Source organism: Micromonospora citrea, from assembly GCF_049629545.1.
Lineage (GTDB): Bacteria > Actinomycetota > Actinomycetes > Mycobacteriales > Micromonosporaceae > Micromonospora > Micromonospora citrea_A.
The window spans coordinates 73,309-98,577 of record NZ_JBNADX010000023.1; the positions used below are offsets into that span (position 1 = coordinate 73,309).

At 73.2% G+C, this 25,269-nt stretch carries 21 protein-coding genes; 7 read left to right on the forward strand and 14 right to left on the reverse strand.

Annotation, left to right across the window (positions count from 1 at the left end; genetic code table 11):
• Window positions 1–19: 19 nt before the first annotated feature.
• From ACPFP2_RS22725 to ACPFP2_RS22745, 5 genes are read right to left on the reverse strand one after another with little or no spacing between them, the layout of a single operon-like run.
• Window positions 20–1,558, reverse strand: coding sequence for a long-chain-fatty-acid--CoA ligase (locus tag ACPFP2_RS22725; protein ID WP_424091197.1), 1,539 nt, complete (start codon window positions 1,556–1,558; stop codon window positions 20–22).
• Window positions 1,555–2,022, reverse strand: a complete 468-nt coding sequence (locus ACPFP2_RS22730; RefSeq protein ID WP_424091198.1) for a MaoC family dehydratase — start codon at window positions 2,020–2,022, stop codon at window positions 1,555–1,557. Before ACPFP2_RS22730 ends, ACPFP2_RS22725 begins: the two co-directional genes overlap by 4 nt.
• Window positions 2,019–3,191, reverse strand: coding sequence for an acyl-CoA dehydrogenase family protein (locus tag ACPFP2_RS22735; protein WP_424091199.1), 1,173 nt, complete (start codon window positions 3,189–3,191; stop codon window positions 2,019–2,021). The genes ACPFP2_RS22730 and ACPFP2_RS22735 overlap by 4 nt, the downstream gene beginning before the upstream one ends.
• Before the next feature lie 36 nt (window positions 3,192–3,227).
• Window positions 3,228–3,986 (reverse strand): 3-oxoacyl-ACP reductase FabG, encoded by a 759-nt coding sequence (gene fabG, locus ACPFP2_RS22740; protein ID WP_424091200.1) that lies wholly within the window; start codon window positions 3,984–3,986, stop codon window positions 3,228–3,230.
• Between the two features lie 15 nt (window positions 3,987–4,001).
• Window positions 4,002–5,150, reverse strand: a complete 1,149-nt coding sequence (locus ACPFP2_RS22745) for an acyl-CoA dehydrogenase family protein (protein WP_424091201.1) — start codon at window positions 5,148–5,150, stop codon at window positions 4,002–4,004.
• A gap of 88 nt (window positions 5,151–5,238) precedes the next feature.
• Here ACPFP2_RS22745 and ACPFP2_RS22750 point away from each other — a divergent pair, with 88 nt between their 5' ends.
• From ACPFP2_RS22750 to ACPFP2_RS22765, 4 genes are all read left to right on the forward strand, one after another.
• The gene (locus ACPFP2_RS22750; RefSeq protein WP_424091202.1) at window positions 5,239–5,904 is read left to right on the forward strand and encodes a TetR/AcrR family transcriptional regulator; all 666 of its coding nucleotides are present in this window, start codon (window positions 5,239–5,241) and stop codon (window positions 5,902–5,904) included.
• Between the two features lie 44 nt (window positions 5,905–5,948).
• Window positions 5,949–7,367 (forward strand): aldehyde dehydrogenase family protein, encoded by a 1,419-nt coding sequence (locus ACPFP2_RS22755; RefSeq protein ID WP_424091203.1) that lies wholly within the window; start codon window positions 5,949–5,951, stop codon window positions 7,365–7,367.
• Entirely contained in the window at window positions 7,364–8,440 is a 1,077-nt protein-coding gene (locus tag ACPFP2_RS22760; protein ID WP_424091204.1) for an alcohol dehydrogenase catalytic domain-containing protein, read from the forward strand. The genes ACPFP2_RS22755 and ACPFP2_RS22760 overlap by 4 nt, the downstream gene beginning before the upstream one ends.
• Before the next feature lie 102 nt (window positions 8,441–8,542).
• Complete coding sequence (locus ACPFP2_RS22765) at window positions 8,543–9,481, forward strand: aminoglycoside phosphotransferase family protein (protein ID WP_424091205.1); 939 nt, start codon at window positions 8,543–8,545, stop codon at window positions 9,479–9,481.
• 51 nt (window positions 9,482–9,532) lie between these two features.
• Here the strand turns inward: ACPFP2_RS22765 and ACPFP2_RS22770 are convergent, their stop codons facing one another.
• From ACPFP2_RS22770 to ACPFP2_RS22785, 4 genes are all read right to left on the reverse strand, one after another.
• A complete protein-coding gene (locus ACPFP2_RS22770) occupies window positions 9,533–12,241 on the reverse strand; it encodes a LuxR C-terminal-related transcriptional regulator (protein ID WP_424091206.1) in 2,709 nt (902 codons plus the stop codon).
• Window positions 12,242–12,366: 125 nt separating this feature from the next.
• Entirely contained in the window at window positions 12,367–12,978 is a 612-nt protein-coding gene (locus tag ACPFP2_RS22775; protein ID WP_424091207.1) for a TetR/AcrR family transcriptional regulator, read from the reverse strand.
• Between the two features lie 39 nt (window positions 12,979–13,017).
• Window positions 13,018–14,247, reverse strand: a complete 1,230-nt coding sequence (locus ACPFP2_RS22780) for an acyl-CoA dehydrogenase family protein (protein WP_424091208.1) — start codon at window positions 14,245–14,247, stop codon at window positions 13,018–13,020.
• A 139-nt stretch (window positions 14,248–14,386) separates the two neighbouring features.
• Window positions 14,387–15,157, reverse strand: coding sequence for an SDR family oxidoreductase (locus ACPFP2_RS22785; protein ID WP_424091209.1), 771 nt, complete (start codon window positions 15,155–15,157; stop codon window positions 14,387–14,389).
• 137 nt (window positions 15,158–15,294) lie between these two features.
• On the opposite strand from ACPFP2_RS22785, the gene ACPFP2_RS22790 reads away from it, so the two are divergent.
• The 3 genes from ACPFP2_RS22790 to ACPFP2_RS22800 all read left to right on the forward strand — a co-directional run bounded on the left by ACPFP2_RS22790 (window position 15,295) and on the right by ACPFP2_RS22800 (window position 18,441).
• Complete coding sequence (locus ACPFP2_RS22790) at window positions 15,295–16,515, forward strand: acetyl-CoA C-acetyltransferase (protein WP_424091210.1); 1,221 nt, start codon at window positions 15,295–15,297, stop codon at window positions 16,513–16,515.
• A gap of 94 nt (window positions 16,516–16,609) precedes the next feature.
• Window positions 16,610–17,122, forward strand: a complete 513-nt coding sequence (locus ACPFP2_RS22795; RefSeq protein WP_424091211.1) for a SigE family RNA polymerase sigma factor — start codon at window positions 16,610–16,612, stop codon at window positions 17,120–17,122.
• A gap of 11 nt (window positions 17,123–17,133) precedes the next feature.
• Window positions 17,134–18,441 (forward strand): hypothetical protein, encoded by a 1,308-nt coding sequence (locus ACPFP2_RS22800; protein ID WP_424091212.1) that lies wholly within the window; start codon window positions 17,134–17,136, stop codon window positions 18,439–18,441.
• A 501-nt stretch (window positions 18,442–18,942) separates the two neighbouring features.
• Here ACPFP2_RS22800 and ACPFP2_RS22805 read toward each other — a convergent pair.
• From ACPFP2_RS22805 to ACPFP2_RS22825, 5 genes are all read right to left on the reverse strand, one after another.
• A complete protein-coding gene (locus ACPFP2_RS22805; protein ID WP_424091213.1) occupies window positions 18,943–19,251 on the reverse strand; it encodes a hypothetical protein in 309 nt (102 codons plus the stop codon).
• Window positions 19,252–19,814: 563 nt separating this feature from the next.
• A complete protein-coding gene (locus ACPFP2_RS22810; RefSeq protein ID WP_424091214.1) occupies window positions 19,815–20,165 on the reverse strand; it encodes a PadR family transcriptional regulator in 351 nt (116 codons plus the stop codon).
• Window positions 20,166–20,733: 568 nt separating this feature from the next.
• Window positions 20,734–22,314 (reverse strand): DHA2 family efflux MFS transporter permease subunit, encoded by a 1,581-nt coding sequence (locus ACPFP2_RS22815; protein WP_424091215.1) that lies wholly within the window; start codon window positions 22,312–22,314, stop codon window positions 20,734–20,736.
• 164 nt (window positions 22,315–22,478) lie between these two features.
• A complete protein-coding gene (locus ACPFP2_RS22820; protein ID WP_424091247.1) occupies window positions 22,479–23,702 on the reverse strand; it encodes a multidrug effflux MFS transporter in 1,224 nt (407 codons plus the stop codon).
• Window positions 23,703–23,976: 274 nt separating this feature from the next.
• The gene (locus ACPFP2_RS22825; RefSeq protein ID WP_424091217.1) at window positions 23,977–25,260 is read right to left on the reverse strand and encodes an ABC transporter substrate-binding protein; all 1,284 of its coding nucleotides are present in this window, start codon (window positions 25,258–25,260) and stop codon (window positions 23,977–23,979) included.
• Window positions 25,261–25,269: the final 9 nt, after the last annotated feature.

Here is a 25,269-nt window from a genome sequence, read left to right on the forward strand (position 1 = left end):
GACGGCGTGCGGCGCGGGCTCAGTCCGCGCCGGGCGTCGACAGCGAGCGCCGCAGCTCCCGCTTGAGCACCTTCATGCTGGGCCCGAGCGGCAGCGCGTCGACGTAGCGGATCTGGCGCGGGTACTTGTGCCGGCCCAGGTGCGTACGGGACCAGTCGATCAGCTCCTGCTCGCTCGGTGGCGTCGACGCCGCCGGGTCCGGCACCACCACCGCGCAGATCTCCTCTCCGTGCCGTGCGTCGGGCAGGCCGATCACCGCCACCTGGCCCACCGACGGGTGCCGGACCAGCGCCTCCTCGACCTCCCGGGGGTACACGTTGAAGCCACCGCGGATGATGATGTCCTTCTTGCGGTCGACGATGGTGATGAACCCGTCGGCGTCCTTGCGTCCCAGGTCACCGCTGCGGAACCAGCCGTCGACCACGGCCTCGGCGGTGTCCTGCGGCCGGCCGAGGTAGCCGGCGAAGACGTTGTGGCCGCGGATGACGATCTCGCCGAGCTCGCCGGTGGGCAGCAGCTCGATCCGGTCGTCCAGGTCGGCCCGGGCGATCTCCACCTCGACACCCCACACCGGATGCCCGATGGTGCCGGGCCGGGTGCCGAAGTGCGGCTGGTTGGTGGTGGCGGTGGGCGAGGTCTCGGAGAGGCCGTAGCCCTCGTAGACCGTCGTGCGGAAGGTGGTGTGGAACCGGTCGAGCACGGCAACCGGCAGCGACGCCCCGCCGGAGACGCACAGCCGCAGCGCGGGCAGGGTGTCCCGGCCGCGGCTCGCGTCGAGCAGCGCGACGTACATGGTCGGCACGCCGTGGAAGACGTTCACCCCCTCGCGCAGCATGAGGTCGATCGCCGCCGGGCCGGTGAACCGGCTGAGCAGCACCAGCGTCGCGCCGATGCGGAAGGTGCCGTTCATCGCCACGGTCTGGCCGAAGCTGTGGAACAGCGGGAGGCAGCCGAGCACCACGTCGGTGCTGCGCGCGTCGTTGGCGTCGAAGACGTTGACGGTGGCGTTCAGCACGAGGTTGAGGTGGGTGAGCACGGCGCCCTTCGGGGTGCCGGTGGTGCCGCTGGTGTAGAGGATCACCGCCGGGTCCTCGGCCGCCCGGGTCACGTACGACGGCAGCGGGACGGTGGACCCGCCGTCCTCCAGCCGGGGCGCCTCGGCCGCCGGGCCGACCGTCACGACCGGCACCCCCGCCAGCGCCGCGGCCCGGGCGCCCATCTCCAGCTGGGAGGTGTGGCAGACGAGCAGTGCGGCGCCGCTGTCGCGCAGCACGTGCGCGGCCTCGTCGGGGGTCAGCAGCAGGTGTACGGGCACGAGCACCGCCCCGGCGGCGAGGGCGCCGTAGTACACCCGGGGGAAGTCCACCACGTTGGGGGCGAGCAGGGCGACCCGGTCGCCGGGGCGTACCCCGAGCGCGCGCAGCCCGGCGGCGTGGCAGCGGGCCTCCAGCCACAGTTCGGCGTACGTCACCCGGATGTCGCCGTCCACGACGGCGACGGTGTCCGGGTGCCGGCGGGCGGACTCGGCCAGGATCATGGCCACCGACAGCGCGGTCACCGGGCCGGCTCCCCGGTCAGCAGCCGGCTCACCGTCTCGGCGACGCAGACGGGCTTGCCGCCGGCATCGCTGTCCACCGTGACCGCGGTGACGAGCTGCACCCCACCGGGGACGGGCGACACGTCGGCGATGGTGACGGTGGCCCGCACGGCCGCGCCGACGCGCAGCGGGGCCGGGAACCGCACCCGGTTGAGCCCGTAGTTGATCCCCATCCGCACGCCCTCGACCCGGTAGAGGCGACCGGCCAGGGCCGGCAGCAGGGACAGGGTGAGGTAGCCGTGGGCGATGGTGCCGCCGAAGGGGCCGGTCGCGGCCCGCGCGGCGTCGAGGTGGATCCACTGGTGGTCGCCGGTGGCGTCGGCGAAGAGCTGGACGCGGTCCTGCCCGATGCGTTCCCAGGGTCCGGGGCCCAGGGTCTCGCCGACCGTGGCGGCCAGCTCGTCGGTGGAGGCGAAGGTCCTCATCCGAGGTGACCTCCCAACCGGGTGTAGCCGCGCAGCAGGTCCCGCGCGATGATCAGGCGCTGCATCTCGTCGGTGCCCTCGAAGATGCGGTAGAGCCGGACCTGCCGGTACCAGCGTTCGATGGGCAGTTCCCGGGTGTAGCCCATGCCGCCGTGGATCTGCAGCACCCGGTCGACGACCCGGTTGACCATGCCGGCGCCGTACAGCTTGGCCATCGAGGACGCGTGGCGCGGGTCCATGCCCGCATCGACGGTCCAGGCGGCCCGCAGGATGAGCCAGCGGGCGGCCTCCAGCTCGGTCTCCGAGTCGGCGATCATCCACTGGATGGCCTGGTTGGTGCCGATCTTCGCGCCGAAGGTCTCCCGGGTGTTGGCGTGCTCGATCGCCATCCGCAGGGCCCGTTCGGCGATGCCGACCGCGTGCGACGGGATGGTGTAGCGGCCCTTGCCGATCCACTGCATGCCCAGGGCGAAGCCCTGGCCGATCTCGCCGAGGATGTTGCGGTGCGGCACCCGCACGTCCTCGAAGATCAGCGACGCCGGGCCGCCCTCGCCCATGGTCGGGATGAACTCCGAGCGCCAGCCCATCGCCCGGTCGACGAGGAAGGCGGTCGCCCCGCCGTTGCGGGCGCCCTTGTCCCGGTCGGTCACGGCCACCACGATGGCGAAGTCCGCGTCGTCGCCGTTGGTGATGAAGGTCTTCTCGCCGTTGAGCACCCAGTCGTCGCCGTCGCGGCGCGCGGCGAGCTTGATGTTCGCGGCGTCGGAGCCGGCGCCGGGCTCGGTGATCGCGAAGCAGGAGATCCGCTCCCCCTCGATGGTGGGGATCAGGAACTCGCGCTTCTGCTCGTCGGTGGCGTGGAACAGGATGTTGTCGGCCTCGCCGCCGAAGCGGAACGGCACGAACGTCCGGCCGATCTCGGTCCAGATCAGCGACTGCATGACGGCGGGCAGGTCCATGCCGCCGTACTCCTCGGGGGTGGCCAGGCCCCAGAAGCCGAACTTCTTGGCCCTGAGTTGCAGCTCGCGCAGCTCGGATCGCTCCAGGCCGGGCCGGTGGGCGCGTTCACGGCGCAGCACCTCCTGTTCCAGCGGCATCACCTCCCTGGTGATGAAGTCGCGGGCCGTGTCACGGATGGCCCGTTCCTCGTCGGACAGTGCGAAGTCCATGTCTTCCCTCCGGGTCCTCTTGCGCCGGGGCGCGGGTCAGCGCGCGCCGCCGTTGACGTACAGGGTCTGGCCGGTGACGTACGACGCGTCGTCGCTGGCCAGGAAGGCGATCACCGAGGCGATCTCGGTCGGCTGGGCGACCCGTCGCAGCGGGGTGTGCTCGGCGACCATCCGCTGGTGTTCCTCGGGGCTGCTGCCGACCCGCTGCGCGGTGGCGGCGGTCATGGCGGTGGCGACGTAGCCGGGGGCGACCGCGTTCACGGTGACGCCGAACGGGCCCAGCTCGACGGCGAGCGTGGCGGTCAGCCCCTGCACGCCGGCCTTGGCCGCCGCGTAGTTGACCTGGCCCCGGTTGCCGAGCGCGGAGCGGCTGCTGAGGTTGACGATCCGGCCGTACCGGGCGGCGACCATGTGCTCCTGCACCGCCTGGCAGCAGAGGAACATGCTGGTCAGGTTGGTGGTCAGCACCGCCTCCCAGTCGGAGAGCGGCATCTTGAACAGCAGGTTGTCGCGGGTGATGCCGGCGTTGTTGACCAGCACGTGCACCGCCCCGTACGTCTGGAGGACCCGGGCGCTCATCGCGGCCACCGCGTCGGCGTCGGTGACGTCGCATCCGATGCCGAGCGCCCGGCCGCCGGCGGCGACGATCTCGTCCGCGACGGCCTGGCTGCGGTCGGCGTCGAGGTCCACCACGGCGACCGCAGCGCCCTCGGCGGCGAGGCGGTGGGCGGTGGCCCCGCCGATGCCCTGCGCCCCTCCGGTGACAACGGCGATCCGGTCGGCGAATCTGGTCATGGTTCCCCCAGGGGTCTAGAAGGCGTTGACGCCGGTGAGGGCGCGTCCGATGAGCAGGTGCTGGATCTGGCTGGTGCCCTCGTAGAGGGTGGCCACGCGGGCGTCGCGCAGGTACTTGGCTACCGGGTACTCGTCCAGGTAGCCGTACCCGCCGAAGACCTGCAGGGCGTCGTTGGCCGCGCGGACGGCGGCCTCGCTGGCGAACAGCTTGGCCATCGACGCCTCGGTGGCGAAGGGCTCACCGCGGTCGATGAGGTCGGCGACCCGCCACACCAACAGCCGGGCGGCGGCGGTGTCGACCGCGATCGAGGCGAGCAGTTGCTGCACGAGCTGGTGGGCGGCGACGGGCTTGCCGAACTGGGTGCGCTGGCCGGCGTAGGCGACGGCGGCGTCCAGGCAGCCCTGGGCGATGCCGACGCAGCCGGCGGCCACCGACATCCGGCCCTTGGCGAGGGTGGCCAGCGCCAGCCGGAAGCCCGCGCCCTCCTGGCCCAGGCGCGCCGAATCGGGCACCCGTACGCCGTCGAGGCGCAGCTCGGCGGTGGCCTGCCCGCGCAGGCCCAGCTTGCCGTGCAGCTCCGTGCGGGTCAGGCCGGGGCTGTCGGTGGGCACCAGGAAGGCGGTGATCCCCCGGTGTCCCTCGCCGCCGGTGCGGGCGAGGACGAGGGCGACGTCGGCGGTGGTGCCGTTGGTGATGAACATCTTGGTGCCGGTGAGCAGCCAGTCGCCGCCGGCCCGCTCCGCGCGGGTGCGCAGCGCGGCGGCGTCGGAGCCGCTGTCGGGCTCGGTCAGCGCGAAGCAGCCGAGGGCCGCGCCGGAGCAGAGCCGGGGCAGCCACCGTGCGCGCTGCTCGTCGGTGCCGTGCGCGGCGATCGCCTTGGCGACCAGGCCGAGGGAGACCGAGACGATGCCGCGTACCGCCGAGTCGCCCCGGCCCAACTCCTCCAGGACCAGGCAGTAGGAGAGGTGGTCCCCGCCGGAGCCGCCGTGCTCCTCGGCGACGGTGAGCCCGAGGAAGCCGAGGTCGCCGAGCTTGCCGACGATGTCGGGGTCGACGGCCTCGCGCCGGTCCCAGTCCCGCGCGTACGGCGTCACCTCGCGGTCGACGAAGTCGGCGGCGAGGTGGCGCACCGCCGCCTGCTCCGGGGACAACTGGAGATCCATGACCCTTAAACTAGCGGTGCAAGTTTTAATCCGTCCAGACCCCGGTGTGGCAGAGTTCGCTGCGGATCACCGAGTGAGGGAGGCACCGATGCCCCGGCCGCGGCAGGCGCTGCTCAACCGGCAGCTCATCGTCGAGACGGCCGCCGCGCTGATCGACGCCGACGGCCTGGAGGGGTTCTCCACCCGCCGACTCGCCGCCGAACTGGGCGTACGCGGGCCGTCGCTGTACAACCACTTCGCCACCAAGGACGAGATCCTCGACGCGGTCGCCGACAGCATCACCGCACAGGTCGACGTGTCGTTCTTCGGCGCCGTCGACTGGCGCGAGGCGCTGCGCCGGTGGGGACACTCGTACCGGGCGGCGCTGGCCGCGCACCCGCACATCGTGCCGTACCTGGCCCAGGGCCCCGGGCGGCGTCCGGCGGCGCTGGCCATGGCCGACGCCGTCTACGGTGGACTGGTCGACGCCGGCTGGCCGCCGGCCCGGGCCACCCACATCGGCGCGCTCATGCGGTACTTCGTCGCGGGATCGGCGCTGGGCTCGTTCGCCCGCGGGTTCGTCGAGGACCCGGGACTGTACGCCGAGCAGTACCCGCACCTGACCCAGGCCCACCGCCTCGCCGAGCACCAGCAACGGGTCGACGAGGGCGCCTTCACCCTCGGCCTCGACGCGCTCATCGAGGGACTGTCGCGCACCTACGAGCGCACCGTCGGACCGCTGCCACCCCTCCCGCCCGACGCCGCTGCCGACTAGAGTAAAACTTGCACTGCTAGTTTCGGGGCGACGTGAGGGGCGCGATGGAACTCGCACGGACCGACTTCTACCTCGACGGACGCTGGGTCACCGCGACCGGCGCGGACACCGTCGAGGTGCAGAACCCGGCGACCGAGGAGGTCGTCGCGAGCGTACCGGCCGGCTCGGCGGCGGACGTCGACCGTGCGGTCGCCGCCGCCCGCGCCGCGTTCGACGGCTGGGCGGGCGCCGCGCCGGCCGACCGGGCGCAGGCCCTGCACCGGCTGCACACCGCGCTGGCCGCCCGGTCCGACGAGATCGCCCGCACCGTGGCCCTGGAGCTGGGCACCCCGCTCAAGGTGGCCACCCGGGTCCAGGCCGGCCTGCCGCTGACCGTGCTGCGCGGCTACGTCGACCTGGCCGGGCGAGCACCGGCCGAACACACCGTGGGCAACTCGCTGGTGGTCCGGGAGCCGGTCGGCGTCGTCGGCGCGATCACCCCGTGGAACTACCCGCTGCACCAGGTGGTGGCCAAGCTGGCCCCGGCGCTCGCCGCCGGCTGCCCGGTGGTGCTCAAACCCAGCGAGCTGACGCCGCTGGTGGCGTACCTGCTCTTCGACGCGATCGACGAGGCCGGGTTCCCGCCCGGGGTGGTCAACCTCGTCACCGGCACCGGCCCGCAGGTCGGCGCGGCCATCGCCGCCCACCCGGACGTCGACATGGTCTCGTTCACCGGGTCCACCGCCACCGGCCGGCAGATATCGCACCTGGCCGCCGACCGGATAGCCCGGGTGGCGCTGGAACTCGGCGGCAAGTCGGCCAACGTGATCCTCGACGACGCCGACCTGGCCACGGCGGTGAAGGTGGGCGTCGGCAACGCCTTCCTCAACTCCGGGCAGACCTGCACCGCCTGGACCCGGATGCTGGTGCACCGGGCCCGCTACGAGGAGGCCCTCGCGCTCGCCGCGCAGGCCGCCGCCGGATACCGGCTCGGTGACCCGTTCGACCCGGCGACCCGGCTCGGTCCCCTCGTCTCGGCGGCGCAGCGCGAGCGGGTCCGCGAACATGTCGCCCGGGGTCTCGCCGACGGCGGCCGGCTGGTCGCCGGTGGCCCGGACGCCCCGGTGCCGGACCGGGGCTTCTTCGTCGCGCCCACGGTCATCGCCGACGTCGACCCGGACAGCGCCCTGGCCCAGGAGGAGGTCTTCGGCCCGGTGCTCGCCGTCATCCCGGTCGACGACGACGAGCACGCCGTCGCGGTCGCCAACAACTCCCGGTACGGGCTGGCCGGCGCGGTCTGGTCCGCCGACACCGACCGCGCCCTCGCGGTGGCCCGGCGGATGCGCACCGGCGCCGTCGACATCAACGGCGCCCCGTTCAACCCGCTCGCCCCGTTCGGCGGCTACAAGCAGTCCGGCCTCGGCCGGGAGCTGGGCAGCTACGGGCTCGACGAGTTCCTCCAGACCAAGGCCATCCAGCGATGAGGGCCCTGGTGGCCCGTGCCGTCGCCGACCCGCTGCGGGTGGAGGACGTCGAGCTGCCCGCCCCGGGCCCCGGCGAGGTCCGGGTGGACATCCGCGCCGCCGGGGTCTGCCACTCCGACCTGTCCATGGTCAACGGCACCCTGGCGCCGCCGTACCCGCTGGTGCTCGGCCACGAGGCGGCGGGTGTGGTGAGCGAGGTCGGCGACGGCGTCGACCGGGTACGCCCCGGCGAGCACGTGGTGCTGAACTGGGCGCCGCCGTGCCGGCGGTGCTGGTACTGCGGGCACGGCGAGCCGTGGCTCTGCGAGAACGCCGGGTCGCCCGCGGTGGCCCGGGGTCGGACCCGCGACGGTGCGCCGCTGCACGTCACGCTCGGCCTCGGCGCCCTCGCCGAACAGGTGGTGGTGCCGCAGCGGGCGGTCATCGGCGTCCCCGCCGAACTGCCCTTCGCCGCCGCCGCGCTGCTCGGCTGCGCCGTGCTCACCGGCGTCGGCGCGGTACGCCGTACCGCCCGGGTGACCGCCGGCGAGTCGGTGGCCGTGATCGGCCTCGGCGGGGTCGGCCTGTCCGTGGTCGCCGCCGCCCGGGCGGCCGGGGCCGCTCCGGTGCTCGCCGTCGACGTGTCGCCGGCCAAGGCCGACCTGGCCGCCGCCGCCGGCGCCACCGACTTCCTGCTCGCCGATGACAGCCTGAACCGGGCGGTGCGGGCGCGCACCGGCGGCCGGGGCGTCGACCACGCCGTGGAGTGTGTCGAGCGCAGCGCCACCATCCGTACGGCGTGGCGGGCCACCCGCCGGGGCGGTCAGGTGACCGTGGTGGGCATGGGCGCCAAGGACGACGTCGTCGGGCTGAGCGCGCTGGACATCTTCCACTCGGCCCGGACGCTGCGCTCCTCGGTCTACGGCTCCTCCGACCCGGACCGTGACGTGCCCGAACTCGCCCGGGCCGTGCTCGACGGCACCCTCGACCTGGCACCCCTGATCACCGACCGGGTCGGGCTGGACGACGCCCCGGCGGCGTTCGACCGGATGGCCCGGGGCGAGGGCGCCCGAACCGTGGTCCTGCTGCCGTAGGCGTGTGTCGGAGTCCCTGGCCGGGCCGAGGACGTTGACTCACGCCCAGTAGCCACATCGGGTCCGGCACTTCACTTTTCCATGTCGGACGAGGATGTCTCAGTGAGCAGCACACCGCATCTCGGTCCCGTTCCCCAACGCATCGCCATCGACGCGGAACAGGTACATCGGCTCGTCGCCGACCAGTTCCCCCAGTGGGCCGACCTCCCGGTGCAGCCCGTCGCCAACGGTGGCTGGGACAACTGGACCTTCCACCTCGGCTCCCAGAAGTTGGTGCGTCTGCCCAGCGCATCCGAGTACGCCGCGGCGGTCGACAAGGAACACAGATGGCTTCCGGCGCTCGCCCCCGAACTCCCGCTGCCCATCCCCACCCCGCTGGCGAAAGGCGAACCCGGCGCGGGCTACCCCTACCCGTGGTCGATCTACCGATGGCTCGACGGCGAGCCCGCGAGCGCGGACCGTATCGCCGACCCCGGCCGATTCGCGCTCGACCTGGCCGAGTTCCTGGCGGCCTTGCAGAGCGTCGACACCACTGACGGTCCCCGCCCCGGACAGCACAACTGGTACCGGGGCGGCACGCTGCGCACCTACGACCGGGAAGCCCGGCGTGCGCTCACGGCACTCGGCGGCCACGTCGACATCAACCTGGCCCGCGAGATCTGGCAGAGCGCACTGGACGCACGCTGGGACGGCGTGGAGTGCTGGTTCCACGGTGACATCGCACAGGGGAATCTCCTGCTCAACGACGGGAAGTTGGCAGCTGTCATCGACTTCGGGACATGCGGCGTCGGCGATCCCGCCTGCGACCTGGCGATCGCTTGGACATTGCTGAGCACCAACGGCCGGCAGGCGTTCCGGGAGCGACTGTCCGTCGATGATGCGACATGGGCGCGCGGGCGGGGCTGGGCACTCTGGAAGGCGCTCGTCACGTGCGCCTACACCTTGGGCGATGCCGATGAGTCGGCCGCGAGCGCCCTACGCGTCCTCGACGAGATCTTCTCTGAATACGCGGCCGGCGCCGTCACCCAGCCCATGCCATGAACAGCCACTACGCTCCTCACCGAGCCATGATCGCCATTCCCGGCTGGAGTACTAGGAGAGCACGCGGGCCAGTTCGATGCGGGAGCGCACGCCGAGCCGGTGGAAGATGTTGCGCAGGTGGTGGTCGACCGTCCTGGTGGACAGGAACATCCGGGCGGCGACCTCCCGGTTGGTGGCACCCTCCGCGACCAGCTGCGCGATCCGCAGTTGCTGACCGGTCAGCAGGTGCGCCGCCGCCCGCTCCGGCGGGCCGACCGACTCCCCCGCCGCCCGCAGCTCCGCGGTGGCCTGTTCGGCCCAGGCGCCCGCCCCCAGCAAAGTGAACGCCTCCCGGGCCCGGTGCAGGTGGGCACGGGCGTCGCGCGGTCGCCGGCTGCGGCGCAGCTCCAGGCCGAAGAGCAGTTCGGTGCGGGCCCGCTCGAACGTGCCGGCGTCGGCCGGGTGCAGCCGTAACGCGGTGCGGAAGCCCTGCTCGGCCGCGTCGCTGCCCCGGGGGGCGAGCAGGGCGTGGCACCGGGCGGACAGGGCCCGGCGGGACGGGCTCGCCGTGCTGCTGGCCCACCGGTCGAAGACCGCGAGCGCGGCGCTCGCCGCCGGGTGGTGGGCCAGGTGGGCGGCGGCCTCCACCAGGTACGGCGTGGCCATCACCTGGACGAGGACCTGGCCGCGTCCGGTGCCGGGGCGGGCCAGCGACGCCAGCCGGGCCGCCGCGTCGGCGTGCCGGCCGTCGACCAGGTCGAGCACGCCCAGCGCCCACTGCGCAAGCGCATGCGGACGGCTGCCCGGCGCAGTCGCCTCGCCGATCTCGGAGATCCGGCGCAGACAGGTTTCCCGGTCGGCCCGCACGGCGGCCAGCACGGCCAGCATGCCCAGGTGGACCGCGACGCAGTTGGTCTGACCGGTGGCGCGGGCGACCCGCAGCCCTTCCCGGGAGCTGTCCGTGGCCGCCTCGTGCCGGCCCAGCCAGTACTCGGCGACCGCCCGCAGGTCCAGCGCCCGCGGCAGCACCGACAGCTCACCGCGGGCGCGGGCGAGCGCGACGGCACGGTCGGCGAGCCGGTGCGCCGCGCTGTCGACGGCCACCAGCAGGCCGGCCACCGCCGCGCCGCACAGCGCGGTCGGGGTGAGCTCCGCCGCGGCCAACCGGTCAACCAGCACGACGGCCCGACGCAGCGCGGGGCCGGCCCGCTCGTGGTCGGCGCGCAGCGTCGCGGCCACCCCGGCGACCAGCGCGCCGGTCAGTTCCGTCGCGGGCGGGTCGTCCGGGCGGCGCAGCTCGCCTGCCCGGCGCGCCACGTCGGCGTAGCGGTACTGGTCACCGGAGAAGCAGACCGCCTCGCCGGCCCGGGCCAGCGCGCCGAGGGCCGCCGCGCGGTCCGTGCCGGCCACCGCCTCCGCGCCGGCCAGCAGGGTGGTCAACGCCGTCGGTGGTGCGCCGCAACGCAGTTCCAGCTCGCCGCGCAGCAGGTCGGCCCGGCCGGCCACGGCCGGATCGGCGGGGGGCAGCGCGTCCAGCAGGTGCCGGGCCTCGTCGGGACGGCCGGCGGACCAGGCGTAGCGGGCGGCGGTCACCAGGCGGGCGGCGGCGTGGGCCGGCTCGAGGTCAGCGGCCCGGCGCAGCGCCGCCGAGGCGGTGGCCCAGCCACCCTCGCCACCGGCTGCCGCCTCCTCCAGCTCCGCCGCCAGCAGCGGATCCGGGCCGGCCGCGACGGCGGCGAGGTGCATGGCCCGGCGCAGCCGCCGCCCGCCGCCGGCGCACATGTCGGCGAGCAGGAGGTGCGCCGCGCGCCGCTGCGCGAGGGGCGCGGTGGCCTCGACCATGGACCTGGCCAGCGGCTGCGGGAAGGTGACGCCGTGCGGGCCGATGCGTACCAGGCCGACAGCCTCGGCCGGCGCGAGGGCGTCCACCGTCGTCCCGGCGGCTTGCGCGGCCCGGGTCAGGGTGGCCGGATCCCCGTCCTCGTCGAGCGCGGCGAGCAGCAGCACCCGTCGGGTGTCCGGCGGCAACCGGTCCAGGCGGGCGCGGTAGGCACGGCCGAGCCCGCCGTCGGGCGGTGGTGTCGCGGGCAGCGGCTCCTCCCCCCGCCACTGACCGGGGGTGAGCACGCCGGCGAGGTCGACCAGGGCCTGCGGATTCCCTCCGCCGAGCGCGGTGAGCGCCGTGGCGACCGACGCCGATGGCCGGCCCGGCAGCCGGTCGGTGAGAACGGCGTGGCTGTCGGCCTCGTCGAGGGGACGGAGCCGGTGGCTGGGTATCCCGCCGGCCGTGGTGTCGGCGCCGGTGGTGAGCACGACGGCGACCGGCAGGTCGCGCAGCCGGCGGGCCACGAAGGCCAGCACCTCGGCGGTCGGCCGGTCACCCTGGTCGACGTCGTCCATGGTGCAGAGCAGGGGACGCTCGCGCGCGGTGACGGCGAGCAGGCCGAGCACGGCCATCGACAGGGCCAGCCGGTGGCAGGCGGGGCAGCCCTCGCCGGTCAGCGCCCGCCGCAGCACGCTCTGCTGCTGCTCGGGCAGCGCCGCGGCCCGGTCGAGCACCGGGTCGAGGAGTCGTTGCAGCCCCGCGTACGGCAGGGCGGCCTCGTCGGCGAGCCCGGTCCCGGCGAGGACGGCACGGTGCGCGGCGTGCCGGTGCGCGTAGGTCACCAGCGCGGTACGACCCGAGCCCGGCTCACCCTGGAACAGCAGCGCTCCCCCGCCGGTCGGGCCGTCGAGCAGGCGTCGGATCTCCCGGCACTCGTCGTCCCGCCCCCGCAACACGGTTATTTGCACTGACGATGCAGTAACCATGCAGGTAGTTTTACCCATTGGTAACCAGTTGGAAAGAGGCAGCTGGTTCTCCACAGCGCACACGGCCTTCGTCGGGCCCTCGCCGAGCGGAAAGCTCAGCGCGCCGCCGGGTCGGCCAGCAGCGCGGCCACCGTACGGGCCATCACCGCCCGGGCCGCGTCGACGCCCAGCCCGAGCCCGTCGCGCAGCATCGACCAGGCCGGCCACATGCTCGCGGCCACCAGGGCGTTCACCAGCTGCTCCCGGCCCGGCCCGGCCTGTTCCAGCTCGGCGGCGAAGAGCTGCTCGACCTCGTCGCGGACCCGGGCGATGTGCTTGAGCCGGTTGCGGTGCAACTGCGCGGACACCGGCTCGCGCATCTGCGCGGCCCGGGCGGACGGCGCGATGAGCTGCAGGAGCCGGGCCCGCTGCCGGCAGTACGCGTCGACCCGCTTGGCCAGCGGCAGCACGGGTGAGATCGGCCGGTACGCGGCGTCCTGCTGACGCAGCAGCTCCTCGCCGCTCGCTTCGAACAGCGTCTCCATGTCCTTGAAGTTGGTCCAGAGGGTGCGCAGGGAGACCCCGGCCCGCTCGGCGATGCGTTCGCCGGTCGGTCGCAGGTCACCTTCGGAGATGAGCGCGAGGTGCGCCTCGACGATCGCCGCCCGGGTACGTTCGGCCCGAGCGGTCCGTCCGTCGACCCGGCCCGGCGCCTCGACCCTGCCCATCCGCGCCGCCTCCCTCACCACCGTCCGGTCACGCAGAGTCTAGACGGGCGACGTCGCGCGGAGCTGATGGCGGCGCAGCTCCCGGCGGGCCAGCGACTGCCGGTGCACCTCGTCCGGGCCGTCGGCCAGCCGCAGGGCGCGGGCCCGGGCCCAGAGCCGGGCGAGCGGGGTGTCCTGACTGACTCCCGCCGCGCCGTAGGCCTGGATGGCCCGGTCGATGATCCACTGCGCCGTCTCCGGCACCACGATCTTGATGGCCTGGATCTCGCTGTGCGCCTGCTGGTTGCCGACGGTGTCCATCAACCAGGCCGTCTTGAGCACCAGCAGCCGGGCCTGCTCCAGGCGTACCCGGGCCTCGGCGATCCAGTCGCGGATCACGCCCTGCGCGGCCAGCGGCCCGCCGAAGGCATGCCGGTCGCCGATGCGGCGACACATCAGCTCGACGGCCCGCTCGGCCATGCCGACCAGGCGCATGCAGTGGTGCACCCGACCGGGCCCGAGCCGGGCCTGCGAGATGGCGAACCCCGAGCCCTCCTCCCCGATCAGGTTGCCCACCGGCACCCGCACGTCGACGAAGTCGATCTCGGCGTGCCCGCCGTGGTCGCTGTCGTCGTACCCGAAGGTCCGCAGGCCGCGGCGGACCGTGACCCCTGGCGTGTCCCGGGGGACGAGGAGCTGGCTCTGCTGCCGGTGTCGGGGCGGGGTCGGATCCGTGCGACCCATGACGATGAAGACCTCGCAGCGCGGGTCCATCGCGCCAGTGACGAACCACTTGCGGCCGTCGACGACGTACTCGTCGCCGTCGCGCGCGATGCGGGTGGCGATGTTGGTGGCGTCCGACGAGGCGACCGCCGGCTCGGTCATCGCGAACGCCGAGCGGATCCGGGCCTGCAACAGCGGGGTGAGCCAGCGTTCGCGCTGCTCGGCCGTGCCGAACAGGGCCAGCAGCTCCATGTTGCCGGTGTCCGGCGCGGCGCAGTTGAGCGCGACCGGGGCGAGCCCCGGTGACCGCCCGGTGATCTCGGCCAGCGGCGCGTACTGCAGGTTGCTCAGCCCGGCGCCGTGCTCGCCGGGGAGGAAGAGGTTCCACAGCCCGCGTCGGCGCGCCTCGGCCTGCAGCTCCGCGACGACCGGCGGGACGGCCCACGGATCCTCGCGCTCCTCGGCCTGCCGTTCGAAGACCGGTTCGGCCGGGTGGACGCACTCGGTCATGAAGCGCAGCAGGCGCTCGCGCAGCCGTTCGGTCGTCTCGTCGTAGCGGAAGTCCATCAGGGTCTCCGAGTCCTCTCCAGTGCGACCAGCGGCGACACTCCCTGCGCGGCGAACCGGGTGGCCAGCGCCGCCCCGATGCCGGATCCCGCCCCGGTCACCACGACGCCCGCCCCCGCGATCGTCAGGCCACGGGCGGTCACCCGGTCCGCCGGCCGGTGAGGGTGACCCCGCCGTCGAGCACGATCGTCTGCCCGGTGAGCCAGGCCGCGTCGGCGCAGGCGAGGAAGGCGACCGCGCCCGCGACGTCCTGCGGCTGCCCGAGTCGTCCGAGCGGGTACGCGGCGGCGACCTCGTCCTCGCGGTCGGCGTATAGGGCCGCCGCGAAGCGGGTCCTCACCACCGCGGGGGCGACCGCGTTGACGCGTACCGTCGGGCCGAGTTCGACCGCCAGGCAGGCGGTGAGGTGGTTGACGGCGGCCTTGCTCACGCCGTAGAAGGCGATGCCGCGCGACGGGGTGAGCCCGGCGATCGAGGAGACGTTGACGACGCAGCCGCCGCGGTCCGCCATGCCGGCGGCGCAGACCTCCTGCACCCAACCGAGGGTGCCGAGCAGGTTGACGTCCAGGATCTTGCGGGCCGCCGCCAGGTCGAGTTCGACCAGCGGCCCGTGCACGGGGTTGGTGCCCACGTTGTTGACCAGAATGTCGACCGGCCCGAACGCCTCCGCGACGCGGTGCACCGCCTCGGCGCGGTGCGCGGCGTCGTCGGCCCGGCCGGGCACGCCCACGGCGTGCGCCGGCCCGCCCAGTGCCGCGACCGCCTCGGCCAGCGCCTCCGGGCGCCGTCCGGTGACACCCACCCGGGCCCCGTCGGCGACCAACCGCCGGGCGACCGCCAGGCCGATCCCACGGCTGGCGCCGGTGACGATCGCGACCCGACCCGACAGTCGACCTATATTTGCATTCACGATGCAGATATTAGGGAGCGACTCTCGCCCCCGTCAACGGCGGTGAGAACAACCACCCTCGCCACGCGTTGACATCGAAGGCAGCTAACCGCACTGTCGGTGCATATATATTGTCGTGCTCCCGGGAGGACGCCGCCATGCCAGAAGCCGTCATCGTCGCCGCCGCGCGGTCACCGATCGGCCGCGCGAACAAGGGATCACTGCGCGAGCTGCGCGCCGACGACCTGGCCGCCACGATCGTGCGGGCCGCGCTGGCGCAGGTGCCGATGCTCGACCCCGGCGAGATCGACGACCTGATGCTCGGCTGCGGGCAACCGGCCGGCGAACAGGGCCACAACCTCGCGCGGGTGGTCGCCACCCTGCTCGACCTCGACCAGCTCCCCGGCACCACCGTCAACCGGTACTGCTCGTCCTCGCTGCAGACCACCCGGATGGCGATGCACGCCATCCGCGCCGGCGAGGGGCACGTCTTCATCTCCGCCGGGGTCGAGTGCGTCTCCCGGTACGGCAACGGCCGCAGCGACGGGCATCCCGGCAGCACCAACGCCGCGTTCACCGGCGCGACGGCCCGCACCGCGTCCCGGGCCGCCGGCGGGGCGCCGCACTGGCACGACCCGCGCCACGACGGTCACCTGCCGGACGTCTACATCAGCATGGGCCAGACCGCCGAGAACGTGGCCCAGCTGCGCGGCGTGTCCCGGCAGCGGCAGGACGAGTTCGCCGTACGGTCGCAGAACCTGGCCGAGAAGGCGATCGCCGACGGCTTCTGGGCCCGCGAGATCACCCCGGTCACCGTGCCCGGCGGGGCGGTGGTCGCCGCCGACGACGGACCGCGCCCCGGCACCACCCTCGACGCGGTCGCGGCCCTCAAGCCGGTGTTCCGGCCCGACGGCACGGTCACCGCCGGCAACAGCTGCCCGCTCAACGACGGCGCCGCCGCCCTCGTCGTGATGTCCGACGTCCGGGCCCGGGAGCTGGGGGTGACCCCGCTGGCCCGGATCGTCTCCACCGGCCTGTCGGCGCTCTCCCCCGAGATCATGGGGCTCGGGCCGGTCGAGGCGTCCCGGCAGGCGTTGCGCCGGGCCGGCATGTCCATCGCCGACGTCGACCTGGTCGAGATCAACGAGGCGTTCGCCGCGCAGGTGGTGTCCAGCGCGGACGAGCTGGGCGTCGACCGGGACCGGCTCAACGTCAACGGCGGCGCGATCGCGGTCGGCCACCCGTTCGGGATGACCGGCGCACGGATCACCACCACCCTGATCAACTCGCTGCGCTGGCACGACCGGCAGATCGGGCTGGAGACGATGTGCGTCGGTGGCGGCCAGGGCATGGCGATGGTCGTCGAACGGCTCAGCTGACCCGGACGCCCGCCGAATCATTGCGCGGAACCGGACAACCGGGTGGTCGGCCGCGCCCGTCTGAGGGGTGATGACCCAACGGAGGGACGGGGCGATGCGGGATGCTTCGGAGCAGGAGTACGTCGACTACGTCACGGCGCGGATCCCCGCGCTGCGACGGCTGGCGTACCTCCTGGCCGGCGACGAGCACCGCGCCGACGACCTGGTCCAGCAGACCATCACCACGCTGTACGTGAAGTGGCGGCACGCGCGGACCGCCGATCGGCTCGACGCGTACGTCCGGACCATGCTGGTGCGCACGTACATCAACGAGCGGCGGCTGGCGTGGGCGCGGGTGCGGCTGTTCCGCGAGGCACCCGAGCCACCGCCGTTCGAGGACGGCGGCGTCGAGGACCGCCAGGTCGTCCGGGCGGCGCTGAGCCGGGTGCCCCGCCGGCAGCAGGCCGTGCTGGTGCTGCGGTTCTACTACGACCTGCCGGTCGACGAGGTCGCCGGGGTGCTGGGCTGCTCCTCCGGCACGGTCAAGAGCCAGACCTCACGCGGGCTGGCCACGCTGCGGCGCCTGCTCGGTGAGCGGGAGCTCGCCGGTTTCTCCGCCACGAAGTGAGGAGCAGAACAATGCCATCCGAAATCGATCTGCTGCGCGCCCTCGACGACGAGCCGCGGACGCCGTCCACGGTGGACGTGGCGCAGGCGATCACCGCCGGGCGCCGGCGCCGGGCCCGCCGCAGCGCCGGGTACGCGGGTGCGGCGTCGGTGACCGCGCTCGCCGTCGCCGGCGCCTCGGTCGCGGGCGGGCTGGCCGGGGGCGACCCCTCGCCCACCGCGGCGACCGGTGCGCCGCGCACCACTGCCCCCGCCCCGCCGAAGCCGCCGTACACGATTCCCGGCACCCCCGGCTGGAGCGCACCGACGGCGACCCCGCCCACCGGCTGCACGCTGCACCGCCTGCCCGCGCCGGACGACGCGCCGATGGCCCTGGTGTCCGGCGCCGACCCCACCGGCCGGTACATCGTCGGGCGTTCGTATCCGCGCGGCGGCGGTTACCAGGCGGTCATCTGGCACGACGGCACGGCGCGGAAGGTGATGCTCCCCGGCGACCTTGAGGAGTCGCTGCAGGACGTCAACTCGACGGGCACCGCGGTCGGCTGGAGCTACGTCGGGGGCGGCGAGGCCGACACCGGCCCGGTCCCGTACGTCTACCGGGGCGGCAAGGTGTCGCCGTTGCCGGGCGTGCGGCGCGGGTCGGCGTACGCGATCAACGACGCCGGAGCGATCGTCGGTGACGACGACACCCGCCGGGCGGTGCTGGTCTGGCCGTCGGCGACCGCGAAGCCGTTCCGGCTGCCGCTGCCCGCCGGCGCGTCGGAGGCGGAGGCCCGCGACATCGACGAGGACGGCACGGTGGTCGGCACCGTCGACGGGCGCCGACCGTACGTCTGGTTCCCCGACGGCACCCACCGCGAGCTTCCGGTACCCCGCGTCGACGGTGGGCAGGCCGCGGGCGCCCGGGCCGTCAGCATCCGCAACGGCTGGGCGACCGGCCTGACCGACACCCTCGACGGCGCCGCGAGCGGGTTGCAGGCCGACCCGTCGAGTTCGACGGGCCCCGGCAAGGCGGCGAGGAGCGGGCGGATGGCGGCGGTGCGGTGGAACGTCCGCACCGGCGAGGTGCGGGTCTTCGACGACCTGCAGGCCTACCCGAACGAGGTGAACGCGCAGGGCTGGCAGATCGGCACGGACACCCGGAACCGGGCGGTGCTCGCCACCGACACCGCCACGGTGGTGCTGCCGGCGCTGGCCGACGGCGAGCCCACCGGCGTGTCCACCATCGCGACGACGGTCAGCGACGACGGGCGCACCGTCGGCGGGCAGTCGGACGACGCGACGGGCACCATCCAGGCCGTCGTGTGGCGCTGCCGCTGACGGTGCCCGGCGCGTCGTCCGCAGCGGCGGCCGGGTGAGTGCGCACAGGCCGGCCCGACCCGGTCCGGCCTGTGCGCCGCCGAGCTACTTCACCTTGCGTGTCGACCGGGCGACGATGTTGTCGTACTCCGGGTGCCTGCCGAGCCATTCGCTGATGAACGGGCAGATCGGCACCACGGTGTCGGTGCGGCGCAGGGTGCAACGGTTGAGCCCCCGTAGACGGCCACGTAGGTGTCGTTCCAGTCGTTCCGCTCGGCACACAGCGCCGCCGGTGACCCTCGGCGGCCGGGCCTCCGTGCCCGTCGCCGTCGTCGACTCCGACGACTTCACCCCTCGCAGCCGGTAACGCGACAGTGCGGGCCGGCCCGCATCGCCCGAGCACCAGCCGGAGTTCCGTGACGAACTCACGACGCGATGCGTTTCCCGGACACGAACGGCGGGGTTCTCGTGATGGGAGTGCCCCGCCGTTTGTGTGCCAGCGGTTGAATGCCGCCTCTTCAGTTAGACGAACACCCAAGTCCCGCTGGCGATGTCCTCGCTGCCGCTGCAAGAGGCGACCGAGAACTGACCGTCGCTAGGCTGCCTCACCGCTCCGTACACCGTGCGGTACTTGGTGGCGCTGGAGTAGCAGCGGGCCTTGGCCTGGTATTTGCCCGTCCCTTGGAAGCAGCGGACTGCCCAAGTGTTGAAGCCATAGATGGTGTACGAGCCCTGGCAGTTCGAGGGCGTGGCTTGTGCGGGCGCAGCAATCGCCAGCGTCAGTCCGCCGGCAAGCGCGAGCGCTTGCAGGGCCACCGTCAGTTTTTTCATCGGAGTGGATCTCCTTCCCCGGAGATTGATTGATGGGACGTACCTACGCCGGCACGAACGCGCGCCCCCGTCCTTGGCCTACGTGCGGACCGGATGACTAGACTCTAGCTAGGTAGAGAAGCCCTCGTCTACCTAGCTAGAGTCGTGAATGCGACGCTCAACCTAGCGGCTGGCAATCAGTGAGTACGTCCACGTCGGACACGTAGCAGCACAGCCAGCACTACTGCCGCCCGTACACATTGGGCGATCTCGGTGACCGCCAGCCGCCAGGTCACATCGGGTTCGCGGAGGACCTCGTGCATCACGTCCCGCCACTCCTCCACATACCGGTTCCGCGCCCGGGCCGGCAGCAGGGCCACAGCACCAGCGAGGCCGCGCTCGGCCCATCGCTCGACGGCGAACGAGGACACAGGAGCCAGCCGGCTACCAGGCGTTGCTCCGTACCCCATCTCTTGACGGAGATCCTGTAGCGACTGGACCTTTCCATCGACAGTAGTCATTTTAATCATGGCCGTGGTCCGGTCGGTGGGGAAGTTGCCCGAGCCCGTCCGCCGTGCCATCGTCTACCCCTGGTAGCCGGGCTGAGGCCGCAACGGCACCGGCTGCGCAGGGCTCGCGTGCCGGGCTTCGACGACGTCGACAACAGCCCCTTGAGCAGCCTTCAGACCATCTCCCGTGAGCCGGTAGTACCGGCGCCGGGGCCGCCCCTGGTCCTCGTGTTCGGCCGGGTCCTCCCAGAAACTCTCGACCCATCCCGCCAGCTCCAACCGTGCCAGGATCGGGTGCAGCGTCCCCGTCTTCAGGCCCGTCTCCCGGGCGATGTCCCGGCCGTACCGCGGCACAGCCGGGTCGGTGAGAAGCAGACGCAGCACCTCGACCGTCTGCGCGGTGAGCCGGGGTCTGCCGGTAGCCATGGCAGCAAGTCTAGTGCGGTGACCAAGAAGGTTCACCGGGTTGGTGACACGCCGGGTGGGTGCTCCGCGTCGGCGTCGGCGTCGGCGTCGGCGTCGGCGTCGGCGTCGGCGTCGGCGTCGGCGTCGGCGTCGGCGTCGGCGTCGGCGTCGGCTGAGTCTCAGGCTCGATGGCGAGCCGACCCCTCGCCCCTCGAACTCCGCCCCCACCTCGGTGTGCGTGCAGGCGATGAGGGCGCCGGCCACCAGGTAGGTGACCAGTCCTGCCAGCGCGCCCGTCACCTCCCACGCCTCGAAGCCGTTCCCGCCCCGGCGCAGTCACGGTGAACCGCATCCCGCCATCCCTTCACGGCTTGCGCCGTCCCGTCGGGCGCGCTGTGGTCGACGGCAGCAGGGGTGGAGCGGGGCTGCCGGGTCTGGCAGGACGGCTATGCCGCCAGCAGGTGACGGGAGTCGGGATCCCACCGTGCGAGCCCGAGCCGGGCCAGCACGACGAGTCGTGCGCTCAGGGCCGGCCCGACCCGCCGACCGGTCGGGTCGCCGGGAGTTGCCCGGCGACCCGACCGGTGCCTCAGTGCAGGGCGACGGGAACGGCCGCCTTCTCCGGCTGGTCGTCGAGCAGGTGCGACGGCTCGCGGCGGCGGGGCAGGAACGCGGCCGGGATGAACGTGGCCAGCACCAGCACGAACCCGACCCAGAAGGTGGTGGCGAACGAGTCGGCGGCGAAGTCGAGACCGCGCTCGATCAGCGACGGCTCGACCGGGAACTGCTGGAGCAGCTCCGGCTGCTGCTGGACGGCGATGGCCAGGCCGGCCTCGGTCACCGGGTTGCCGCTGGGGTCGGTCGCGCCGGGGATCGGCCGGGAGCCGTTCAGCTCGTTGGTCAGGATCACCGACATCACCGCGGCCCCGACGGACCCGCCGATCTGCTGGATGATGTTGACCAGGGTGGATCCCCGGGCCACGTCGTGCGACTGCAGGGTCTTCAGCGCCGAGGTCATGACCGGCATCATGGTGCCGCCCATGCCCAGACCCATGACGAACAGCGATCCGCAGAGCAACCAGTAGGACGTGTTCGCGTCGACCTGGGTGAAGGAGAAGAATCCGACGGCGATGAGCGCCAGCGCGAACGGCACCGTCCGACCGACCGGGACCCGGTCGGCCAGCATTCCGGCAATCGGCATGGTCACCATCGCGCCGATGCCCTGCGGGGCCATCAGCAGGCCGGCGGTCAGCGTGGACTCGCCGTGGATCTGCAGGAAGTAGCTCGGGAACAGCAGGCCGGCGCCCATGAAGGCGATGATGAAGACGAACAGGGTCACCGTCGCCACGGTGAGGTTGCGGTTGGCGAACAGCCGCAGGTCGAGCAGTGGGTGCCGGGGCTTGAAGGAGTACAGCACGAACCCGATCACGAGCGCGGCGCCGATCAGCATCGGCACCCACACCTCGGCGTCGGTGACGGTGCCGGTCTCCGGCAGCGTGGAGATGCCGTAGAGGAAGAGGGCGAGCCCCGGCGAGAGCATCAGCATGCCGAGGAAGTCGAACGACTCGGACGGCTCGGGGGCGTCCTTCGGCAGCGCCCAGGCGGCGTAGACGAGACCGACGGCGCCGATCGGCAGGTTGATCAGGAAGATCCAGTGCCAACTCGCCGTGTCGATCAGCCAGCCGCCGAGGATCGGCCCGCCGATGGGCCCGAGCAGCATCGGGATCCCGAGGACGGCCATCAGCCGGCCGATCCGGTGCGGCCCCGCCGCCCGGGTCATGATCGTCATGCCCAGCGGCATGAGCATGCCGCCGCCGAGGCCCTGCAGCACCCGGAAGCCGATCAACTGCCCGATCGTGTCGGCGGTGGCGCACATCCCGGACCCGATCGTGAACAGGGCCAGCGCGACCATGTAGAGCCGCTTGGTGCCGAACCGGTCGGCGGCCCAGCCGCTGAGCGGGATCACCGTGGCCAGCGCGAGGGTGTAGGCGGTCATCGTCCAGGCGACCTCGGCGTAGGTCGCGTCGAACTCCCGCTGGAACGTCGGCAGGGCGACGCTGACGACCGTCACGTCGAGGATCGACATGATCGCGCCGAGCACGACGACCCCTGCCACCTTGAGAACCGCGCCGTCGAGCTTGTCGGACGTCGCGATGGATTGCTGTGTCACGAAATCTCCTGAATCCCCGTGCCGGCCGACCCCCGCCGGCCGGGCTCCGCCCCTGTCACGGCGCGGAATCTGCGTGCGCCGGCGGGGCCCGCAGGCACACTAGCGGCCCGCACCGACATTCGGCGTCCGGATTCCCGACTGTCGAGCGCGGCCGGCCATGATCCTCAGTGCGCCGCCACGACCACCACGTCCGGCTCGAGGCCGGCGAGCCGGCCCGGCCGCACGATGACGAGCAGGACCGCCGTCGACGCCACCATGCCACCGGAGACGACGAGCGCCATGGCGACCGCGCCGGTGCCCAGCACACCCACGAGGGGCGCGGCCAGCGCGCCGACGCCGAACTGCACCGCGCCGAGCAGCGCGGAGGCCGTGCCGGCAGCCTCCCCGTGCCGGGACAGGGCCAGGGCCGGCGCGTTGGGCATCGCGAGACCGGTCGCGGCGAGCACCACCCAGAGCGAGACCAGCAGGCTCGGCAGCCCGCCGAGACCGGTCGCGGCGAAGGCGAGCAGCGCCAGCCCGGCCGCGGTCCCCACGGTCAGGGCGGCGACGAGGATCCGCTGCGGCGGGTACCGGCGCAGCAGCCGTACGTTGAACTGGGTCGCGGCGATCAACCCGACCGCGCCCGCCCCGAAGGCGAACCCGAACTGCTGCTCGTCGAGCCCGTACTGCTCCTGCAGCACGAACGACGAGCCGGCCACGTAGGCGAACAACGCGGCCATGGCCAGCCCGGCGACCAGGACCAGTCCGACGAACGTGCGGTCGCGCAGCAGCGAGCCGTACACGGTCAGCGTCGCGACGACGCCGCCGCGCCGGCGTCGGGCGGGTGGCAGCGTCTCGGGCAGGCCGAGCGCGGCGACCACGACGAGCAGCACGCCGAAGGCGGCCAGGGCCACGAACACGCCGCGCCAGTCCGTCCAGCGCAGCAGCGCGCCACCGAGGGTCGGCGCGAGGATGGGGGCCGCGCCCATCACCAGCAGCAGCCGGGACAGCAGCGTGGCGAAGGCCGCGCCGCTGAACAGGTCGCGGACCACGGCCATCGCGACCACCGAGGCCGCGGCGATGCCGAGGCCCTGCACCACCCGCAGGCCACCGAGCACCGCGACGTTCGGCGCGACCGCGCAGAGCAGGGACGCCACGACGTGCAGCGTGATGCCGGCGATCAGCGGCGTACGTCGGCCGACGGCGTCGGAGAGCGGGCCGATCAGCAGCTGCCCGACGGCGAGGCCCGCCAGCGTTCCGGTGAGGGTCAGCTGCACGGCCGCCGAGGTGGTCTGGAAGTCGGCGACGATCGCCGGGAGCGCGGGCAGGTACATGTCGATGGTGAGCGGACCGACCGCGATCAGCGATCCGAGCACGAGGACGAGGCGCAGGCGTTGCCGGGGGCTCATCAGGTCCCCCGGCGCGACGGCGGCCGTCGGGGCGTCGACGGTGGCGGTCATCGGATCGGGTCCGGTTTCCGGAGCAGCCGGGCGGGCAACGGTGTGGAGGTCACGTCCCACTGCAAATTCGGACGCGGCGATCTGATTCCCGCTCGGCCGGGAGGCAATGGAGATCACAGTCGAGCGGGGCCGGCACGTGCTGCCCGCGCCGGGCGCACCGGCGGACGCGGGCACGGCATGAGGTGCCGTGCCCGCGTCCGGCGGATCGACGGTGGGTGGCCGGTCAGGAGGCGGTGGGCACGCCGTTGGCGGGCGGGGCCGCCGGCACCACCGGGTACTCCCGCACCGGACCGTCGGCCTCGTCGGTCTCGAAGGTCGGCCCGAAGTAGCTCTGCACTCCCCCGGTGACCCTGGTCAGGCGCTGCCCGCCGTACCCGGAGTGGTCGGTGCTGGAGTAGCGCAGGGGCGCCAGGCCGGGACCCTGGTAGCCGCCCCTGCTGACCGCGTCGAGGACCTTCTCGCGGGTGAGGTCCTTGCCGGCGGCCTGCAGCACCTGGACGAAGAGGTAGCCGACCGCCATGCCGTACACGACGTTGCCGTCGAACGGGGCGTCCCCGTTGTGCTCCTTGTTGACCTTGGCGAAGAGCTGGGTCCACGGGTTCGCCGTGTCGTTCTGCATGGGCAGGTAGTTGGCGCCGATCATGCCGTCGAGCAGCGGGGCGGCGGCGCCGAGCTGCTTGGCCAGGGTCGGGTGGTCGGCGCCGACGTTGGAGACCACCCACTGCGGCCGGAAGCCCAGCCTGGCGGCGGTGCCGATGGACAGCGCGGTGAAGCCGGGCACGGTGGCGAGGATGACGACCTGGCATCCGGCGGCCTTGAACGCGCCGATCTGCGGCGCCACGTTGGTGTTGCTGGTGACGTACGTCTGGCGGGCGGCGACCCCGCCCGCGCCGAGCACCTTCTCCACCCCGGCCAGGCTGTCGCGGCCGAAGTCGTCGTCCTGGCCGAGGAAGCAGACCTTCCGGCCGGGCAGCTCGGTCTTCACGTGGTTGGCCAGGATCTTGCCCTCGACGGTGTAGTCCGGGTTGAAGCCGAAGGTGCCCGGGTACGCCTCGGGCTGGTCCCAGCTGCGGCTGCCGGAGGCGACGAAGAGGTCGGGCACCCGGTTGCTCTTGAGGAAGTCGAGCACGCCGCTGTGGGTGGGCGTGCCGAGCCCGTTGAGGATGGCGAAGACCTTGTCCTGCAGGACCAGTTGCCGGACCACCTGCTGGGTGTTCGCCGGGTTGTACCCGTCGTCCATGATCTTGTAGCTGATCTTCCGGCCGTGCACCCCGCCGTTGGCGTTGACGTAGTCGAAGTACGCCTTCGTCGCCGGGGCGATCTTGGAGTAGCCGGCCGAGGCCGGTCCGGTCAGCGGCATGTGGGTGCCGACGACGATCTCGCTGTCCGTGACGCCGGGGACCCGGGCGCCGGAGCCGGCGTCGGATCCTCCGCTGCAACCGGCGGCGGTGACGAGCAGGGTGATGGAGGTGGCGATCGCGAGACCGCGTCGTACGAGGCGTGACATGGGGACACC

Bases quoted from the DNA above. Each gene is read 5' to 3' on its own strand.
- ACPFP2_RS22750 (WP_424091202.1), top strand. From the start codon at position 5,239: ATGCCCCGGCCGCGGCAGGCGCTGCTCAACCGGCAGCTCATCGTCGAG.
- ACPFP2_RS22745 (WP_424091201.1), bottom strand. From the start codon at position 5,150: ATGGATCTCCAGTTGTCCCCGGAGCAGGCGGCGGTGCGCCACCTCGCC.
- ACPFP2_RS22810 (WP_424091214.1), bottom strand. From the start codon at position 20,165: ATGGCTACCGGCAGACCCCGGCTCACCGCGCAGACGGTCGAGGTGCTG.
- fabG (WP_424091200.1), bottom strand. From the start codon at position 3,986: ATGACCAGATTCGCCGACCGGATCGCCGTTGTCACCGGAGGGGCGCAG.
- ACPFP2_RS22790 (WP_424091210.1), top strand. From the start codon at position 15,295: ATGCCAGAAGCCGTCATCGTCGCCGCCGCGCGGTCACCGATCGGCCGC.
- ACPFP2_RS22755 (WP_424091203.1), top strand. From the start codon at position 5,949: ATGGAACTCGCACGGACCGACTTCTACCTCGACGGACGCTGGGTCACC.
- ACPFP2_RS22780 (WP_424091208.1), bottom strand. From the start codon at position 14,247: ATGGACTTCCGCTACGACGAGACGACCGAACGGCTGCGCGAGCGCCTG.
- ACPFP2_RS22735 (WP_424091199.1), bottom strand. From the start codon at position 3,191: ATGGACTTCGCACTGTCCGACGAGGAACGGGCCATCCGTGACACGGCC.
- ACPFP2_RS22760 (WP_424091204.1), top strand. From the start codon at position 7,364: ATGAGGGCCCTGGTGGCCCGTGCCGTCGCCGACCCGCTGCGGGTGGAG.
- ACPFP2_RS22805 (WP_424091213.1), bottom strand. From the start codon at position 19,251: ATGAAAAAACTGACGGTGGCCCTGCAAGCGCTCGCGCTTGCCGGCGGA.
- ACPFP2_RS22825 (WP_424091217.1), bottom strand. From the start codon at position 25,260: ATGTCACGCCTCGTACGACGCGGTCTCGCGATCGCCACCTCCATCACC.
- ACPFP2_RS22775 (WP_424091207.1), bottom strand. From the start codon at position 12,978: ATGGGCAGGGTCGAGGCGCCGGGCCGGGTCGACGGACGGACCGCTCGG.
- ACPFP2_RS22820 (WP_424091247.1), bottom strand. From the start codon at position 23,702: ATGAGCCCCCGGCAACGCCTGCGCCTCGTCCTCGTGCTCGGATCGCTG.
- ACPFP2_RS22795 (WP_424091211.1), top strand. From the start codon at position 16,610: ATGCGGGATGCTTCGGAGCAGGAGTACGTCGACTACGTCACGGCGCGG.
- ACPFP2_RS22730 (WP_424091198.1), bottom strand. From the start codon at position 2,022: ATGAGGACCTTCGCCTCCACCGACGAGCTGGCCGCCACGGTCGGCGAG.
- ACPFP2_RS22800 (WP_424091212.1), top strand. From the start codon at position 17,134: ATGCCATCCGAAATCGATCTGCTGCGCGCCCTCGACGACGAGCCGCGG.